Source organism: Pseudonocardia cypriaca (genome assembly GCF_006717045.1).
GTDB lineage: Bacteria > Actinomycetota > Actinomycetes > Mycobacteriales > Pseudonocardiaceae > Pseudonocardia > Pseudonocardia cypriaca.
In genome coordinates this window covers 1,978,106-1,993,631 of sequence record NZ_VFPH01000002.1, presented here as the reverse complement: position 1 = coordinate 1,993,631, position 15,526 = coordinate 1,978,106, and the positions used below count along the sequence as shown (strand labels likewise).

The window sequence follows — 15,526 nt, the reverse complement described above, 5'->3', positions numbered from 1 at the left end:
GGGTACTCGACGGGCATGACGGACCAGGCGGACCGGCTGGCCACCTACCGATCCATGCGCGACTTCGCCGCGACGCCCGAGCCGGCGGGTGCAGCGGCCGGGCCGGGCAGCGGGCGGTTCGTCGTGCAGCGGCACCGGGCGCGGCGGCTGCACTACGACTTCCGGCTCGAGATCGACGGCGTACTGGTGAGCTGGGCGGTACCGAAGGGCCCGTCGCTCGACCCGAAGGCCCGGCAGCTGGCCGTCCACGTCGAGGACCACCCGGTCGAGTACTTCGACTTCGAGGGGATCATCCCGCGCGGCGAGTACGGCGGCGGGGACGTCGTCGTCTGGGACTGGGGGACGTGGGAGCCGGCGCGCACCGACGACCCGGCCGCGGCCGTCGCGGACGGCGAGCTGCACTTCGACGTGCACGGCGAGAAGCTCGCAGGCCGGTTCGTGCTGGTCCGCACGGGCCGGGACCGGTCGGGCAAGGAGCAGTGGCTGATGCTGCACAAGAACGACGAGCACGCCGTGGCCGGCTGGGACCCCGAGGAGCACCCGCGGTCGGTCAAGAGCGGCCGCACCAACGACGAGGTGGCCGCCGAACCGGACGCCTTGTGGCGCAGCGACCGCCCCGCCGCCGAGGCCGCCGTCGCCATCGGCCGCACGCCTCCGACCTGGGACCCGCCGACCCCCGACGAGCTGGCCGCCCTCGACGCGCTGCGTCGCAAGGGCCGCTGGACCGTGCAGGGCCTCGAGGTGCAGCTCACCAACCTGGACAAGGTGCTCTTCCCCGCCCGGGACGGGGAGCCGCCGGTGACGAAGCGCGACTTCGTCCGCTACCACGCCCAGGTCGCCCCGTACATGCTCCCGTTCCTCCACGACCGCCCGGTGAACCTGCACCGCTATCCCGACGGCGTCCACAAGCCCGGCTTCTGGCACAAGGAGATGCCCGACTACGCGCCCGAGTGGCTCACCCAGTGGCGCAACGAGGAGGCCGACCCCGGCGAGACGGTCTGCTACGGCGTGGTGGACAGCGTCGCCGCGCTGGTCTGGATGGCGAACTGGGGTGCGGTCGAGCTCAACCCGTGGACATCCCGGCTGCCGGACGTCCACGAGCCGACGTGGGCCCTGATCGACGTCGACCCCGGTGACCGCAGCTCGTTCGACGACGTGCTCGTGCTCGCCCGCCTCTACCGCACGGCGCTGCAGCACCTCGGCGTCGCCGCTGCGCCGAAGGTGACGGGCAAGCGCGGCGTGCAGATCTGGGTGCCGGTGGCAGACGGCTACACGTTCGCCGACACCCGCGGCTGGGTGGAGAAGGTGTCCCGGGCGATCGGGCGCACCGTGCCCGACATGATCAGCTGGGAGTGGCACAAGGACCGCCGCCGCGGCCTCGCCCGCCTCGACTACACCCAGAACGCGATCAACAAGACGCTGATCGCGCCGTACAGCGCCCGGCCCGCGCCGGGCGCCCCGGTCTCCGTCCCGATCACGTGGGACGAGCTCGACGACCCCGACCTGCGTCCCGACCGCTGGACGATCCGCACCGTTCTCGACCGGGTGCGGGAGGCGGGCGACCCGCTCGCCGAGCTCATCGGCCGGCCGCAGCGGTTGCCGGAGCTCTAGGGCGCCTGGTCGGGGATCGGCTGCGGTTGGCGCGCCGTTCCCGGCACCCTGTTGTCCCCGCCGCCACTCCACCTTCAGGCTTCCGGTGCATTCGCACCAGTCCGATCGAGCTCGCCCGGTTCGGAAGGTGGTCCGGTTGGCATAACTACCGAATTTCGTGGTTGCTCTGGCGGCCGTCCCCGGCGCGGGGGCACGGCTGTTTTGGACGAGTGCGTCTCTGCCGGGTGGGCGGGGACTGTCCTGTGGTCCCGTTTCGCCTTGGGTCGACTCGGCGCCCCCGCTCACGTCTACCTCGAGCTGCTGACCGCGTTCCGCGGAACGCAGTGGGTGCTGCTCACGCCGCGGTTGTGATTCGGCGGGGTAGCAGGGCGTCGAGGATGGGTTCGGGGTTGAGGCGTTCGCCGTACCAGTCGGGGGTGAGGGTTGTGCGGGTGATCCGTAGGCGGGCGCGGGTGTGCATCTCGATCAGGCTTTCGCTGCTGCCGGTCAACGGTGGTGCGATGGTGGGGATGGGGGTGTCGTCGGGGCGGCTGAACTCCCAGCGGCCCGAGGCCCATTGGATGTGGTAGCCGTGGTCGTGGATCAGGCGGTGGTGGAAGCTGCAGATCATGACCAGGTTGTCGACGTCGGTGGGTCCGCCGTGCAGCCAGTGCTGCACGTGGTGGGCGTGCAGGTAGTGGGTGTGGGTGCAGCCGGGGAACCGGCAGCCCGCCCCGTCGCGCACGGTCAACGCCGCGATCTGGGCCGGGGTGGCCAGGCGGCGGGAGCGGCCCAGGTACAGCCGGTTGCCCTCCCGATCGTTGAGCAGCACTTGGACGCGGGCGTCGCAGGAAAGCCGCTGCGCGGTGGCATCGGGTAGCTCGGGACCGTCGTTCAGGCGGGCGGTACCGGTGGTGGCGTCCAGGTGCACGATCACCTGCGCCTGCCCGCGCTCGACCACCGGCCCGGCCTCCTTCCCTCCCCCCTTCCGGTTGACCAGGGTGAGCAGGGCATCGGCCCGGCGGGCGGCCACTCGGTCGGCGGCTGGGCCGGGTTCGTGTTCGCGGGCCTGCTGGTCCAGGTCCTGCGGTGCGGGCGGGACCGGATGGCGCACCGGAGTAGAGACCGGTGCCAGGGCCTGGATGGCGGCGATGAGGGTGGCCCCGTCGTCGGGGGTGAGCCGGGCGCGCAGGATCAGGGAGCCGTCCTCGTCCCACTGCCAGGTCAGGGATCGGCGGGCAGCCAGGTCTTCGGGTGGGGTGTGGCGGCGCCGCACGGCCCGCACCACGGTCTCCACGTGGCTGGCGGTGCCGGACAGGGCCACGTCGAGCAGCACCCGTTCCGCGGTCTGCGGGTCCGCGACCGCGGTGTGCCGCAACTCCGAGGCGCCGGCGGCGATGTCGGCGGCGATCCGGGTCAGGGTGGCGGTATCGGACCCGGTGACTCGGGTGATCGCCCGAACCTTCGAGTAGGACACCCGGCCGGCGGCGAACGCCTCGGTGATGCCGGGCAGGTGCTGCAGGGCGTGCGCGACCCGCAGGTGCTCGACGGCGGTGCGCAGGTTCATCCCGGCCCGCCAGGACAGCCAGTGCGCGCACGAGCGGATCCCGTCCCCGCACCATCCGCCTCGGTCGTCGAACTCGGCCAGCAGCTGCAGGAACCGACATTCCGCAGCAGCGATGTGCCCGGCCAGACCCAGCAGTTCCGATTCCAGGGCGGAGGTGGGCAGGGCCTGCAGCGGAGTCGGCAGCGAAGTCACAGCGGCGACGGACACGAAAACCCCCAGAGTCGGATCAATTTGCAAGTCCAGAATGGCACGGGGGTCCGACAATTCCAGGCAGCAGACGTTCCGCGGAACGCGACGAAAGCAGTCACATCCTGGTGATCACGGGGAACGGATTCGGCACCACAGGACAGTCCCCGCCCACTCGGCAGAGACGGGCTCGTCCAGAACAGGCGTGCCCCCGCGCCGGGGACGGCCGCCAGAGCAACCACAATATTCGGTAGTTATGCCAAACCAGCCACTACGCCACGCAATAGGCCGACGTGAGCCCGTGGATTCACGCGAAGCAGGAGCTGGGCCCGACGCCTTCCGTTCCGAGCCGGGAACGGCGCGCCAACCGCAAGAAGCCATGGTCGTAGACGATCAGGGATCGGCTGACTGGCTGGCCGGTGGCGCGGTTGTGCCAGGTGGCGGCGGCGAGTTCGAGAAGCGGCTGCGTCGATGAGGTCTACGTCGTCGCACCCGGGGTACAGCGTCGGAACCATCACGATCGATCACGAGGAGACGGTGATGACCGGACCCGATGCGCCCCCGCAGGCCGATCCCGGCTTCGAGCACGACCCCGAGCGGGCCGAGGCATACGCCGAGTCGGTGGGCACCGACCCGTCACCGGAGGAGGTCGACACCTACCTGGAGATCGTGGGCGACGAGCCGCTCGGGGAGGAGACGGACGCCGACGACGAGCCGTGATTCAGGCCAGGAACGCCTGCAGGTCGTCGAGCACGCGGGTGGCGCCGATCGGGCCGAGGCCGAGGAACCACACCTCGTCGTCCACGGGGCGTGCGGTGCCGCGCTGCACGGCGCCGAGGCGTTTCCACAGCTCCCCGCCGACCACCGAACCCTCGGCCGTGCCGTCCTTCGGGCCGTAGCTGGAGTAGAAGACCCAGTCGGCGTCGGCCTCCGAGATCCGTTCCGGGGAGATCTCGGCGGCCAGCTCCTCGATGTTCTGGTTGGCCGGGCGGGGGAGCCCGACGTCCTTCAGGACGACGCCGATCATCGACAGGTTGCCGTAGAGCCGGATGCGCTCGGGCATGAACCGCAGCAGCGAGATCGTGGGGGGCTGCGTGAACCGCGCCCGGATGGCGTCGGCGCGGCGCTGGTAGTCGTTGAGCAGCTCGGTGGCCTTCGTCTCCTCGCCGAGCGCCGCGCCCGCGAGCAGCAGGTTCTCCTTCCACGGGAACCCGGGCCGGATGGAGAACACGGTCGGGGCGATCGCGGACAGCTGGTCGTACAGCGCGTCGACCCGGAGCTGGCTGCCGAGGATGAGGTCCGGATCGAGCGCGGCGATCGCCTCCAGTCGCAGCCCGTCGAGCGAGCCGACGTTCGTGCTGCCCGCGAGCTGCGGCTGCAGGTACGAGGGGACGATGCCGTTCGGGGTGGCGCTGCCCACCGGGACGATGCCGAGCGCGAGCACCGCGTCGAGCTCGCCGGTGTCGAGCACGACCACCCGCTCGGGCTTCCGCTCGAGCCGGGTGGTGCCCCGGGCGTGGGTGATCGTGCGCGGGAACACGCCCGGGGCGGCGTCGGCGCCCAGCTTCGCCGTCGCCTCGTCGGCGGTGGAGAAGAGCCGGCCGCCGGTGGCCACGTCCGTGTTACCGGGGCCGGTCGACCCCGTGCCGGGCGCGCCACCGCATCCCGCCACCAGCGCCAGTACCAGCGCCCCGGCCGCCGCGATCCGCCTCATCGAGCCTCCCTCTCTGCAACTGAGGGAAGCCTAACTTGTACCGGTCAGACCGGGATCACCGCTCCCGCGAAGTTCTGCTGGATGTAGGTCTTCACCTCTTGGGACTGCAGCAGCTCGGCCAGCGTCGTGATCCGCGGGTCGGCCTGCAGCTCGCTGCGGGTGACCAGGCCGTTGGCGTTCGGGTTGTTCTCCGCCGACTCGAGCACGAGTGCGTCGTCGGCGGGGCTCAGGCCGGCGTCGATCGCGTAGTTGCCGTTCACCACCGAGGCGTCGGTGTCCTCGAGGCTTCGCGGAAGCTGCGCCGCCTCCAGCTCGCTGAACTGCAGGTTCTTCGGGTTGGTCGCGATGTCGCGCGGGGTGGCCGTCGTGTCGGAGCCCGGCTCGAGCGTGATCAGGCCGTTGGCGGCGAGCAGCCGGAGGCCACGCGCCTCGTTGGTGGCGTCGTTCGCGATGCCGATGGTGGCGCCGTCGGGTAGCGCGGCGAGGTCGGTCACCTTGCGGGAGTAGAGCCCGAGCGGCTCCACGTGCACCGGCGCGATCCAGGCCAGGTCGGCCCCGCTCGTCGACTTGAACTCGTCGAGGTACGGCACGGTCTGGAAGTAGTTCGCGTCCAGCGAGCCGTCGACGAGCGCGGTGTTGGGCTGCACGTAGTCGGTGAACTCGACGACGTCGATCTTCAGGTCCCGCGCGGGGGCGAGCTGCTCGGCGACGTAGCGCAGGATCTGGCCGTGCGGGGTGGGGGAGACGCCGACGCGCAGGGCAGCGGCCGGGTCGGCGGGCGCCGGGGCCTGCTGGGGAGCGCTCCCGCCGCACGCGGCGAGCGTGACGACGGCCGCGAGCGCGGCGACGGTGGAGACGACGGCGGAACGCAGTCGCATCGGGGGTCCTTTCCGGATCAGGCTGATGCGTGCCGGCGGCGGTCGAGCCGCCGGGACGCGAGGGAGAAACCGAGCTGGATGAGCGAGGTGAGCACCGCGAGGACGATCACGGTGGCCCACAGCACGCGGTCGTCGAACCGCTGGTAGCCGATGCGCACGGCGACGTCGCCGAGCCCGCCACCGCCGACCACCCCCGCCATCGCGGAGTAGCCGACGAGCGCGATGGCGGTGACGCCGATCGCCCCGATCAGCGCAGGCACCGACTCCCGCAGCAGGACGCTGCGGACGATCTTCAACGTGCCGGCGCCGGTCGTGACGGCCGCCTCGACCACCGCGACGTGCACCTCGGCGAGCACGTTCTGCACGAGCCGCCCGACGAACGGGACGGCGCCGACCGCCAGGGGGACGATCGCCGCGGTCGGCCCGATGGTGGAGCCCACCAGAAACCGCGTGACCGACAGGAGCAGCACGAGCAGCACGAGGAACGGCATCGCCCGGCCGAGGTCGACGATCGCGCCGAGCACGCGGTGCACGGTCGGGCGCGGGTGCAGCCCGCCGGGCGCGGTGAGGTGCAGCAGCACCCCGAGCGGGATGCCGAACACCGCGGCGAGCAGCGTCGACACCCCGACCATGTAGAGGGTCTCGCCGGTGGCGGGCACGAGCAGCTCCACCACCTCGGACCACTCGGTGGGCTGCCGCTGAGCGAGCACGAGGACGTTCACGCCACCACCTCCGTCACGCTCACGCTCTGCGCGGCGGCGCCGAGCGCGGCCAGTGCGGCGTCGGCGCCGGCACCGTCCAGCCCGATCCGGAACCGCGCAACGGGCACGCCTGCGAGGTCGGTGAAGCCACCTCCGAGCAGCACCAGGTCGGCGCCGTGCTCCGTGGCCGTCGCGGTGAGCAGCGGACCGGTCGCCGCGTCCCCGGTGAGCACGACGTCGGCGACGACCGCGTGCCCCGACCTGGGGGCGTCGTCGATCGCCGGCAGCAGCGCCGCGGCGGTGCGGCTGCCCTGCTGGGTGACCAGGTCGAGCACGGAGCCGTGCTCGACGACGCGCCCGTGGTCCAGCACTGCCACGGTGGCGCAGATCCGCCGCACCACGGCCATGTCGTGGGTGACCACCAGGACGGTGACGCCCAGCTCGGCGCGGGCTCGTTCGAGCAGGTCGAGCACGGACGCCGTGGTGGCCGGGTCGAGTGCCGAGGTCGGCTCGTCGGCCAGCAGCACCCGCGGGCGGGCGGCGAGCGCGCGGGCGACGGCGACGCGCTGGCGCTGCCCGCCCGAGAGCTGGTCCGGGAACGCCCCGGCCTTGTCGGCGAGCCCGACCAGCTCCAGCAGCTCGCCGACCCGCCTGTTGCGGTCGGCCCGGCCGACGCCGGCGGCCTCGAGCGGCAGCGCGACGTTGCCGGACACCGAGCGCTGCCGCAGCAGCGAGTCGCCCTGCGGGACCACGCCGATCCGCCTGCGCTCGTCGCGCAGGGCGGCGCCCCGCAGCGGGACGAGGTCGGTGCCGTCCACGCGGACGGCGCCGGAGTCCGGCCGCTCCAGCAGCGGGATGCAGCGCGCCAGCGTCGACTTGCCCGCGCCGCTCGGCCCGACGACACCGCAGACGGTGCCGGCGGGCACGTCCAGGCTGACGCCGTCGAGGGCGCGGACGGGGCCGCCCCGGCCGGGGAAGTTCTTGGTCAGGTTCTCGACCGTGATCACGGGTGCTCCAGGCGCGCCGACAGACCGGCGGGCGCCGGTGGGGAACGAGTGGTGTGCTCAGCCGCGGGCTCGACAGCCCGTCGCGGTGCGCCGGCACTGGTCGACCACGCGACGGCGGGTCAGCAGGCGGGCGGGGGCGGCGGAGGTCATGACGGCACCAGTCAACCCGTGGGAAAGATGAACGCGCAAGTCACGGGCCTGTGTGATCGACGACAGGCGACGCCGCACCGCACGTGTGCCGCCCCGCGCAGCGGGTACGTCCTAGCCACCGGACACCCGACCAGGAGGAGGAGGCATCGACACGATGTCCACGACCGAGACCGGACAGGTCACCGGCACGAAGGACAAGGACTACAACGTCATCTGGTTCACCGAGGCGTGCCTGAGCAACGCTCTGCGCCTCGAGACCTACGTGCAGGACGCGGAGCGCGAGGGCGACGACGAGCTCGCCGAGTTCTTCCGCCGCGCCCAGGCCGAGAGCCGCAAGGGGGCCGAGCAGGGCAAGCAGATGCTGGCCCGGCGCCTCAGCAGCTGAGAACACCGATCCGGCCCGTCGACGCGAGCGCGCCGACGGGCCGACATCCGTTCACGCCCGGCGCGACCGCACCGCCAGCAGCCAGTACAGCCCGCCCGCGACGAGGCTCCCGGAGAGCCATGAGAAGTCCGTGCCGCCCAAGGCCCGTGCGATCGGGCCCTGCATGAGCGGCACCAGCCCGTACTGCCAGCTCCACCCCGCGACCAGCCCGAGTCCGAGCGCGCACAGCGCCGCGGGGCGCACCGAGCCGTAGGGGGAGCGCTCGGCGGGGGCGTAGAGCCCGGCCACGTCGACGCGGCCGCGGCGGAGCACGAAGAAGTCGACGAGCACGATCGCCGCCCACGGGCTGATCCACACCAGGATCGACACCATCCACTGGTCGAAGGCGTGGGCGAAGCTGTCGGCGCGGACGAACACCACGAGCACGGCCGACGCGACGACCCCGGCCACGAGCGTGAGCTTCCACCGCGCGACGCGGATCCCGATCGTCAGCGCGGCCAGTGAGCAGGAGTACAGGTTGAGGATGTTCGTCGCGACCGGCCCGTGCATGATCAGCAACAGCACGGGGACGGCCATCACGCCGAACGTGCTCACCACGAGGTCGGACGGGTCGCCGCCGCTCCCCGCGCTCGCGAGGCAGGCGCCGAGCGCGGCCAGCCACACCGTCGGCACGTACATGCCGAGCGCGGACGCCCAGAACACCGAGCGTCCGGATGCCTGCGGCCGGACGAAACGGCTGTAGTCCGCCGAGTAGGGCACCCACGAGATGCCCCAGCCGACACCGATGGCGGTGAGGAGCTGGGTGACGGCCGTGAGCTTGTCGCCGGGGGTGGGCGCGCTGCTGCCGGTCCAGTCGACGTCGGTCTGCGCGAGTGCGAGCACCGTCATCACGATCATGACGACGACGGTCGCCGGCACCGTGTACTTCTCGAACGTGCGGATCGCGTAGAAGCCGTACAGGGCGAGGGCGAGCTGCACGACCATGATCACGGCGGCGACGGAGTACTCCAGGCCGACACCACCGTGCACGCCCATCCGGGCCAGCACGGCGAGCACGAGGTCGAGCACCACCCAGGTGTTCACGCCCACCCACGCCATGGTCAGGAGGCCCTGCACGACGCCGGGGACGACCGCGCCCCGGATCCCGAACGGCGCTCGCCCGAGCACCATCTGGTTCACGGCGGTCCGGTGGCCGATCACGTTGAAGAGGCCGAACACCGCGCAGCCGGCGACGTTGCCGAGCGCGATCACGACCAGCGTCTCGACCAGCGAGAGCCCGAGCGTGACGCCCAGCGCGCCGAGCACCCAGTTGATCGGTGCGATGTTCGCTCCCGCCCAGATCCAGAACTGCTCCCACGGCGTCGAGTCGCGGCTCGACGGTGGGATCGGGTCGATGCCGTGCGCGTCGAAGGGGACGGTCTCGGTCTGCTCGGTCGTTCGGGTAGCGGCCACGGTGACGCCTCTCTGTGCGACGAGGAGCCAAGGGAATCAGGGCCAGGGCAGCGCAGGAGCTGGAGGAACATCTACGGTTCAGCTACTGAGCTGGATATATTTCCACCGTGCTCACGCTGCGAGCCCTTCTCGCCGACCCGGCGCTCGAACTGCGCCTGCTCGTTCCGGGGCCGGAAGGTGCGCTGGACACCGAGATCGTGTGGGTGCACAACACCGAGCTGGGCGACCCGTCCCGGTACGTGCGCGAGCGCGAGCTCGTGCTGACCAACGGACTCTGGCTGGACGACGCCGAGCCCGCCGGGTTCGTGGCCGGTGCGCGGCGGGCAGGCGCAGCCGGCATCGTCTTCGGGCTGCGTGCCGAGCGGACGAGCACGCCGGACGAGCTGGTCGAGGCGTGCCGGGCGGCGGACCTGCCGCTGCTGGAGATCTCGGTCGACGTGCCGTTCACGGCGATCACCCGGGCGGCCGCGGCCAGCTACGCGGCCGAGCGCCAGGAGACGCTCGTCGGGCTGGTGCGCCGCGGCAACGCGCTGGCCGCGGCCATCTCGCACGGAGCGGGCGCGTCCGGGGTGCTCGCCGTGCTGCGCCGGGACCACGACCTCCCGCTCGCCGTCGTCGACCGGATGGGACGCGTCCTCGGCGCGGCCGGTGCGCAGCTCGACCCGGAGCAGGCCGGGGTCGCCGCGCGGGCGCTCGCCCGCCGCCCGCGACCCCTCGAAGTGGATCTCGGCTCCCTCGGCCGGGCCACGATCTACCCGGTGGGCGCGGTCGGGGACGTCGACGCCGCACTGCTGTGCCTGCGGCCGGTCACGGAGCTGGACCGGGCGGAGCGCGACGCGCTGGAGCAGGCGGCCCGGTTCCTGTCCCTCGAGGTCGCGCGCCAGCAGACCGTGCAGGCGATCGAGCAGCGCTTCGCGAGCGAGCTGCTCGACATGGTGCTGTCCGGGGCGCACCGGGCCGCGGAGGTCCCGGGCAGGCTCCGGGCCTTCGGCGTCGATCCCGCCGCCCCGCTCGCCGTGTGCGCCGTGGCCTTCCGGGCGGGCGACCCGACCCTTCCCGGCATGGTCGAGGCGATCACGGACTTCTTCCTCGCCGAGAGCCTCCCCGCCCTCGTCGCGGGCGGGAGCCAGGACGTCGTGGCCGTGTTGCCGTGGCGGCAGCCGCCGTCGGACCTGTCGGCGCTCGCCGGCCGCCTCGTCACCGGGCTGTCCTCGCGCTTCCCCGACCGCGAGCCCGTGGCCGGGATCGGTGGCACGGCACCGGACGCTGCCGAGCTGCGCAGGCCACTCGCCCAGGCGAGGGAGGCGGCACGGGTGCTCCGCGCGCGGGGCGGCGGCCCGGCCGTCACCACGTTCGACGCGCTCGGCGGCTACCGGCTCCTGCTGGGGCTCCAGGAGCCCGAACAGCTGCAGCGGTTCGCCGAGACCGTGCTCGGCCCGATGCGCGAGCACGACCGCCGCCGCGGCGGGGAGCTGGAGGCGACCCTTCGGGCGTTCCTCGACCACGACGGCCACTGGGCGGCCACCGCGGAGGCGCTGTACGTGCACGTGAACACGCTGCGCAACCGCCTCGCGCGGATCGCCGAGCTGACCGGCAGGGACGTGAGCCGCACCGCCGACCGGGTCGACCTCTTCCTCGCGCTGGAAGCCGGCTCAGTGGGGGAAGAACTCCGGTGAGACCTCCGGGCGTGCGGGGTGGCGCACGGGGAGGGAGCGGTCCGCCAGCGCCGCTTCCGCCACGTCCCGGCAGCGGGCGAAGTGCACGTCGCCGCGGTCGAGCGCGAACTCGACCAGCTTCCGCAGCGCGACGATCCGGCTCGGCCGCCCGGACAGGAACGGGTGCACGCACAGGTTGAACAGGCACCGGTACTGCCGCATCGCGTCGAGCTCGTCGCACCACATTCCCAGCACCGTCGACGGCGCGGTGATCACCGAACCGATCTGCGGGGCGGGCAGGAACGCGTACTGCTCCCAGTCGTCGAGCGACCAGTGCACCGGCAGCTCGGCGATCTCGCCACCGGCGGCCGCGAGCCGGTACGGCCGGTCGTCGGCCATCAGCGACGAGTCGTAGCGCAGGCCGTGCTCGGCCACCAGGTCGGGCGTCTGCCAGGTCGCCTCCCACATCGCCGCCCGATGACCGCTGATCGGGATGCCCTGCTCGGCGAACACCGCGAGCGCCCGTTCGAAGTCGGCGCGCTCCTCGGCCGCGGTCATCCCGGTCGGCGGCCGGTGGGAGTAGGAGTGGTGCGCCACCTCGTGGCCGCGCTCCACGATCGACGCCGCCAGGCCGGGTCGCTGCTGGGCCACCCATCCCGGCACGAAGAACGTGGCGGGCACTCCCAGGTCGTCGAGCAGGTCCAGGATCCGGGGCACGCCCACCTCCGGCCCGTAGGCCTGGTGCGACATCGTCGACATGTGGTCGGCATAGCCCCGTCCCGCGGCGAGCACCGGGGTCTCCGCGTCGACGTCGAAGGTGAGGGTCGCGACGGCGGCCGCCTCGCCGTGCCAGCTTCCGGTCATGGCTGCCGACCCTGCCCGGCCAGCACCTCCACGGCGAGCGGGGACGGTGCTCCGCGGTTGATCCCCACCAGGTCCTGCGGGCACGACGACACCACGACGACGGCGTCCAGCTCCGCCCGGAAGGTGATCGCGTCGCCCGCCTCGGTCGGAGCGGGCAGCCAGGAGAGCGTGCCGTCGTCCCCGACCGGGATCCGCATGAACACGTTGATCGGCTGCGGGGTCGGGCCGGTGTAGGGGTGGCCCACGGCCGCGAGGGCCTCCCACAGGTTGGTGGCGCAGGAGCGGTGGTCCGGCACGCCGAGCTGGGCGTACCGCTGCGGGTCGCACGCGGCGATCAGCATGTCGTGGTGGCCGGGGGAGGTGTCGGCGACGAGCGTGAGGATCGGGCGCCTGCGGTCGGTGACGAACGGCTCCCCGACGGCCGGGAAGAGCCGGCTCGTCACCGCTCGGGTGTGCTCCGCGCTGTGGTGCTCGTTCCCGTGCTGCTCGCCGGCGGCGAACGCGAAGACGTCGCCGACCTGCCCGCCGAGGATGTCGACGATCCGGACCAGCTCGCCCGCCCGCACCCGCACCGCCCGCCCGGCGCCGCCCGGGACCTCGACGCGCCGGGTCATCGTGTCGGTCTGCATGCCTGTACCCAACCTCCCTCCGCACGGGGGGGGCGAGGGCAGAACCTCCATCGGATGGCGCTGATGCTGGGCGAAACTCCAGGGCGATTCCTGTCCGGGATCTGTCAGGTTTCGGCGTCATGCTGAGGACGTGTACGAAACCGAACCGGAGTTCCGGGAGCTGCAGACCCTCATCGACGCCTCGCTCGACCGCTCCACCGCACACCTTCAGTCGATCATCAGCGGCGAGCGCAGCCTGACGGCCGAGCAGCTGGCCAAGGTGCTCACCGGCATGTGCGTCCTCGTGCTGTCCACGGTCACCGCCAAGGGTGAACCGCGCGTCAGCGCCGTCGACGGGCACTTCCTGCACGGCCGATGGGTGTTCGGCACGGCGCGCGGCGCCGCGAAGGCCCGGCACCTGCGGGCGCGGCCCGCGGCCAGTGTGGCGCACGTCCGCGGCGAGGAGCTGGGGGTGTTCGTCCACGGCGAGGTCGAGGAGCTCGTCTCGGCGGACGGGTCCACCCATCCCGACTGGCCGCCGATCCACGAGTACCTGCGCGGGTTCTACGGCGACACGTCGTTCGACTGGAACGACATCGTCTACTACCGGCTCCGGCCGACCTGGATGGCGGCCTACACCAGCGACCCTGCGCGGCTCATCGCACAGGCCTCGTAGCCATCAGGCGGGGTGCACCCGGCCGAGGAAGTCGCGCGACAGCGCCACGATCTCGTCGAGGTGCGTCTCGAGCGCCCAGTGTCCGGCGTCGAGCAGGTGCAGCTCGGCGTCGGGCAGGTCGCGCAGGTAGGCGCGTGCCGCGCCCTCCGGCATGTAGCCGTCGTGCGGTCCCCACGCGATCAGCGTGGGCGGCCGGTGCTCGCGCAGGTACGCCTGCTGCCGCGGGAACCACGCCTGCGTGGAGCCCTGGTCGGCGAGCAGCGTGACCAGGTTCTCCCGGCGGTCGTGCCGCTGCACCAGCGACCAGTGCAGCGTCCACAGGTCCGGGCTGATCTGCTCCACCTGGTGCTGCGGGACCTCGCCGACGAACTCGTCGCGGAACCCCTCCTCGCTCACCGCTGCCCGCAGCCGGTCCCGGCCCTCCGGGGTCGGGTCGTCCCAGAACGCCTTCAGCGGTGCGTACTTCGGGCCGTGCTCCTCGGGGTAGATGTCGCCGTTCTGCAGGATCAGCCCGGCCACCCGCTCCGGGGCGCTCATCGCCAGCCGCAGCCCGAACTGGGACCCGTAGTCGTGCAGGTAGATCGCGTACCGCCGCAGGCCGAGCACGTCGACGAAGCGGCGCAAGTAGTGCGCGTACGCGTCGAACGTGTAGGGGAAGCGGTCCGGCTCGGGGGTCGCGCTGTGGCCGAACCCGGGGTGGTCGGGCGCGACGAGGCGCCAGCGGTCGCCCAGCGCCGCCATGTAGTGGCGGAACTGGAACGACGAGCAGGGGTAGCCGTGCGGCAGCACGACGGCCGGTGCGTCCGCCGGGCCCGCCTCCCGGTAGAAGATCTCGACGCCGTCCACGTCGACGCGGCGGTGGGCCACCGGAACCATGGGTCCTCCCTCGTGTCGTGGTCTCTCACGAGTCGGGTAACCCGGTCAGTAAGGCGTAAACAGATAGATCAGCCATTACGTCGGCGGCGGGCGTTCTCCAGCGTCACGCGCGGGGAGAGCATCGAACGGTCGAAGGGCTCGAGGGGGATCCCGGTGGCGAGCCGGTGCGGCAGGTCCGGGTTGGCGAGCGCGCCGCGGGCCACGGCGAGCAGGTCCGCGTGCCCGTCGGCCAGCACCTGCTCGGCCTGGGCCGGGTCGTGCATGCCGCCGTTGGCGATCACCGGCAGCCCGGTGGCGCTGCGGGCCAGGCCGGTGGTCGTGGACCCGCCATCGAGCAGCGCCGTCTCCAGGAAGGCGCGGCCCTCGCTCGCGATGTGCAGGTAGTCCGCCCGTGCGTCCGCGAGTGCGGTGTAGATGGTCTCCGCCTCCCGCCTGCCACCCGGCCAGCGGTACTCGAAGTCGTTGACCTTCGTCTGCGACAGCCGGACGCCGACGAGGAACTCGGACCCGACGGCGGCGCGAATCGCGCCTGCCACCTCGGCGGTGAGCCGCACCCGGTTCGCGACCGAGCCGCCGTAGGCGTCGGTGCGCCGGTTGGTGTACTCGGTGAGGAACTGGTCGAGCAGGTAGCCGTTGGCGGCGTGGATCTCGACGCCGTCGAAGCCCGCCTCCCTGGCTCGCAGCGCCGCGGCGGCGAAGCCCTCGACGATCCGCTCCAGGTCGCGGACGGTGAGCTCGGCCGGCACCGGCCACGGCCCGCTGCCGCCGTACTCGGGCATCATCTCCCCGCGCGGCTGCACGGCCGAGGGGCCGACCGTGCCCGTGCGGTGCGGGTTGCCCTGCGACAGCGCGCCCGCGTGCATCAGCTGCGCGATCATCACGGCGCCGGCGTCGTGCACGCGCCGGGTCGCCGCCCGCCACCCTTCGACGTGCGCGTCGGTGGCGAGCCCCGGCTGGTCGAGGTAGCCCTGGCTGTACTCGGCGTCCGGGTAGGTGCCCTCGGTGACGATCAGCCCGAACCCGCCCTCGGCGAACTCCGCGTAGTAGTCGGCCATCTCCGGGGTCGGCACGCCGTCGGGGCTCGCCGAGGTACGGGTCATGGGGGCGACGGCCAGCCGGTTGCGCAGGGTGTGGGTGCCGAGGCGGGCCGGGGCGAGTGCGGGGTGGGTGGTCGCGGTGGTCATGTGCCCCAGTCAAGCCGCGCGCCCACCACCCGA

The 15,526-nt window shown here is 72.6% G+C and carries 15 protein-coding genes; 5 read left to right on the top strand and 10 right to left on the bottom strand.

The annotated features are described in order from the left end of the window. Positions 1-15 precede the first annotated feature (15 nt). Positions 16-1,611 carry a non-homologous end-joining DNA ligase LigD gene (locus FB388_RS26975; RefSeq protein ID WP_142104937.1) on the top strand — a complete coding sequence of 532 codons (1,596 nt, stop codon included), beginning with the start codon at positions 16-18 and terminating at the stop codon, positions 1,609-1,611. A 334-nt stretch (positions 1,612-1,945) separates the two neighbouring features. Here the strand turns inward: FB388_RS26975 and FB388_RS40040 are convergent, their stop codons facing one another. Further along, entirely contained in the window at positions 1,946-3,349 is a 1,404-nt protein-coding gene (locus FB388_RS40040; protein ID WP_211362231.1) for an HNH endonuclease signature motif containing protein, read from the bottom strand. Positions 3,350-3,883: 534 nt separating this feature from the next. Here FB388_RS40040 and FB388_RS26965 point away from each other — a divergent pair. Next, positions 3,884-4,063: a hypothetical protein gene (locus FB388_RS26965; protein ID WP_142104936.1), complete on the top strand. Its 180-nt coding sequence runs from the start codon at positions 3,884-3,886 to the stop codon at positions 4,061-4,063. Position 4,064: 1 nt separating this feature from the next. Here the strand turns inward: FB388_RS26965 and FB388_RS26960 are convergent, their stop codons facing one another. From FB388_RS26960 to FB388_RS26945, 4 genes are read right to left on the bottom strand one after another with little or no spacing between them, the layout of a single operon-like run. Further along, positions 4,065-5,057, bottom strand: coding sequence for an ABC transporter substrate-binding protein (locus FB388_RS26960; protein WP_142104935.1), 993 nt, complete (start codon positions 5,055-5,057; stop codon positions 4,065-4,067). Positions 5,058-5,101: 44 nt separating this feature from the next. Continuing rightward, a complete protein-coding gene (locus FB388_RS26955; RefSeq protein ID WP_142104934.1) occupies positions 5,102-5,935 on the bottom strand; it encodes a MetQ/NlpA family ABC transporter substrate-binding protein in 834 nt (277 codons plus the stop codon). 17 nt (positions 5,936-5,952) lie between these two features. Continuing rightward, entirely contained in the window at positions 5,953-6,657 is a 705-nt protein-coding gene (locus FB388_RS26950; RefSeq protein ID WP_246122444.1) for a methionine ABC transporter permease, read from the bottom strand. Next, positions 6,654-7,643, bottom strand: coding sequence for a methionine ABC transporter ATP-binding protein (locus tag FB388_RS26945; protein WP_142104933.1), 990 nt, complete (start codon positions 7,641-7,643; stop codon positions 6,654-6,656). The genes FB388_RS26950 and FB388_RS26945 overlap by 4 nt, the downstream gene beginning before the upstream one ends. Before the next feature lie 304 nt (positions 7,644-7,947). On the opposite strand from FB388_RS26945, the gene FB388_RS26940 reads away from it, so the two are divergent. Continuing rightward, the gene (locus FB388_RS26940) at positions 7,948-8,178 is read left to right on the top strand and encodes a hypothetical protein (RefSeq protein WP_142104932.1); all 231 of its coding nucleotides are present in this window, start codon (positions 7,948-7,950) and stop codon (positions 8,176-8,178) included. A 51-nt stretch (positions 8,179-8,229) separates the two neighbouring features. On the opposite strand, the gene FB388_RS26935 is transcribed toward FB388_RS26940, so the two are convergent. Continuing rightward, on the bottom strand, positions 8,230-9,630 hold the full coding sequence (locus FB388_RS26935; RefSeq protein ID WP_142104931.1) for a cytosine permease: 1,401 nt from the start codon (positions 9,628-9,630) through the stop codon (positions 8,230-8,232). Between the two features lie 107 nt (positions 9,631-9,737). On the opposite strand from FB388_RS26935, the gene FB388_RS26930 reads away from it, so the two are divergent. Then, the gene (locus FB388_RS26930; protein WP_142104930.1) at positions 9,738-11,306 is read left to right on the top strand and encodes a PucR family transcriptional regulator; all 1,569 of its coding nucleotides are present in this window, start codon (positions 9,738-9,740) and stop codon (positions 11,304-11,306) included. Here the strand turns inward: FB388_RS26930 and FB388_RS26925 are convergent. Then, positions 11,283-12,149: a polysaccharide deacetylase family protein gene (locus tag FB388_RS26925; protein ID WP_142104929.1), complete on the bottom strand. Its 867-nt coding sequence runs from the start codon at positions 12,147-12,149 to the stop codon at positions 11,283-11,285. The two genes, FB388_RS26930 and FB388_RS26925, sit on opposite strands and share 24 nt — an antisense overlap. Beyond that, positions 12,146-12,778 (bottom strand): DUF1989 domain-containing protein, encoded by a 633-nt coding sequence (locus tag FB388_RS26920; protein WP_170225844.1) that lies wholly within the window; start codon positions 12,776-12,778, stop codon positions 12,146-12,148. The genes FB388_RS26925 and FB388_RS26920 overlap by 4 nt, the downstream gene beginning before the upstream one ends. A gap of 130 nt (positions 12,779-12,908) precedes the next feature. On the opposite strand from FB388_RS26920, the gene FB388_RS26915 reads away from it, so the two are divergent. Continuing rightward, complete coding sequence (locus FB388_RS26915; protein WP_142104928.1) at positions 12,909-13,433, top strand: pyridoxamine 5'-phosphate oxidase family protein; 525 nt, start codon at positions 12,909-12,911, stop codon at positions 13,431-13,433. A 3-nt stretch (positions 13,434-13,436) separates the two neighbouring features. Here the strand turns inward: FB388_RS26915 and FB388_RS26910 are convergent, their stop codons facing one another. Continuing rightward, the gene (locus FB388_RS26910; protein WP_142104927.1) at positions 13,437-14,309 is read right to left on the bottom strand and encodes an alpha/beta fold hydrolase; all 873 of its coding nucleotides are present in this window, start codon (positions 14,307-14,309) and stop codon (positions 13,437-13,439) included. A 68-nt stretch (positions 14,310-14,377) separates the two neighbouring features. Then, positions 14,378-15,493 (bottom strand): oxidoreductase, encoded by a 1,116-nt coding sequence (locus tag FB388_RS26905; RefSeq protein ID WP_142104926.1) that lies wholly within the window; start codon positions 15,491-15,493, stop codon positions 14,378-14,380. Positions 15,494-15,526: the final 33 nt, after the last annotated feature.

Coding starts and splice junctions, on each gene's coding strand:
- FB388_RS26925 (WP_142104929.1), bottom strand. CDS start 12,149: ATGACCGGAAGCTGGCACGGCGAGGCGGCCGCCGTCGCGACCCTCACC.
- FB388_RS26955 (WP_142104934.1), bottom strand. CDS start 5,935: ATGCGACTGCGTTCCGCCGTCGTCTCCACCGTCGCCGCGCTCGCGGCC.
- FB388_RS26910 (WP_142104927.1), bottom strand. CDS start 14,309: ATGGTTCCGGTGGCCCACCGCCGCGTCGACGTGGACGGCGTCGAGATC.
- FB388_RS26975 (WP_142104937.1), top strand. CDS start 16: ATGACGGACCAGGCGGACCGGCTGGCCACCTACCGATCCATGCGCGAC.
- FB388_RS26965 (WP_142104936.1), top strand. CDS start 3,884: ATGACCGGACCCGATGCGCCCCCGCAGGCCGATCCCGGCTTCGAGCAC.
- FB388_RS26940 (WP_142104932.1), top strand. CDS start 7,948: ATGTCCACGACCGAGACCGGACAGGTCACCGGCACGAAGGACAAGGAC.
- FB388_RS26920 (WP_170225844.1), bottom strand. CDS start 12,778: ATGCAGACCGACACGATGACCCGGCGCGTCGAGGTCCCGGGCGGCGCC.
- FB388_RS26960 (WP_142104935.1), bottom strand. CDS start 5,057: ATGAGGCGGATCGCGGCGGCCGGGGCGCTGGTACTGGCGCTGGTGGCG.
- FB388_RS26905 (WP_142104926.1), bottom strand. CDS start 15,493: ATGACCACCGCGACCACCCACCCCGCACTCGCCCCGGCCCGCCTCGGC.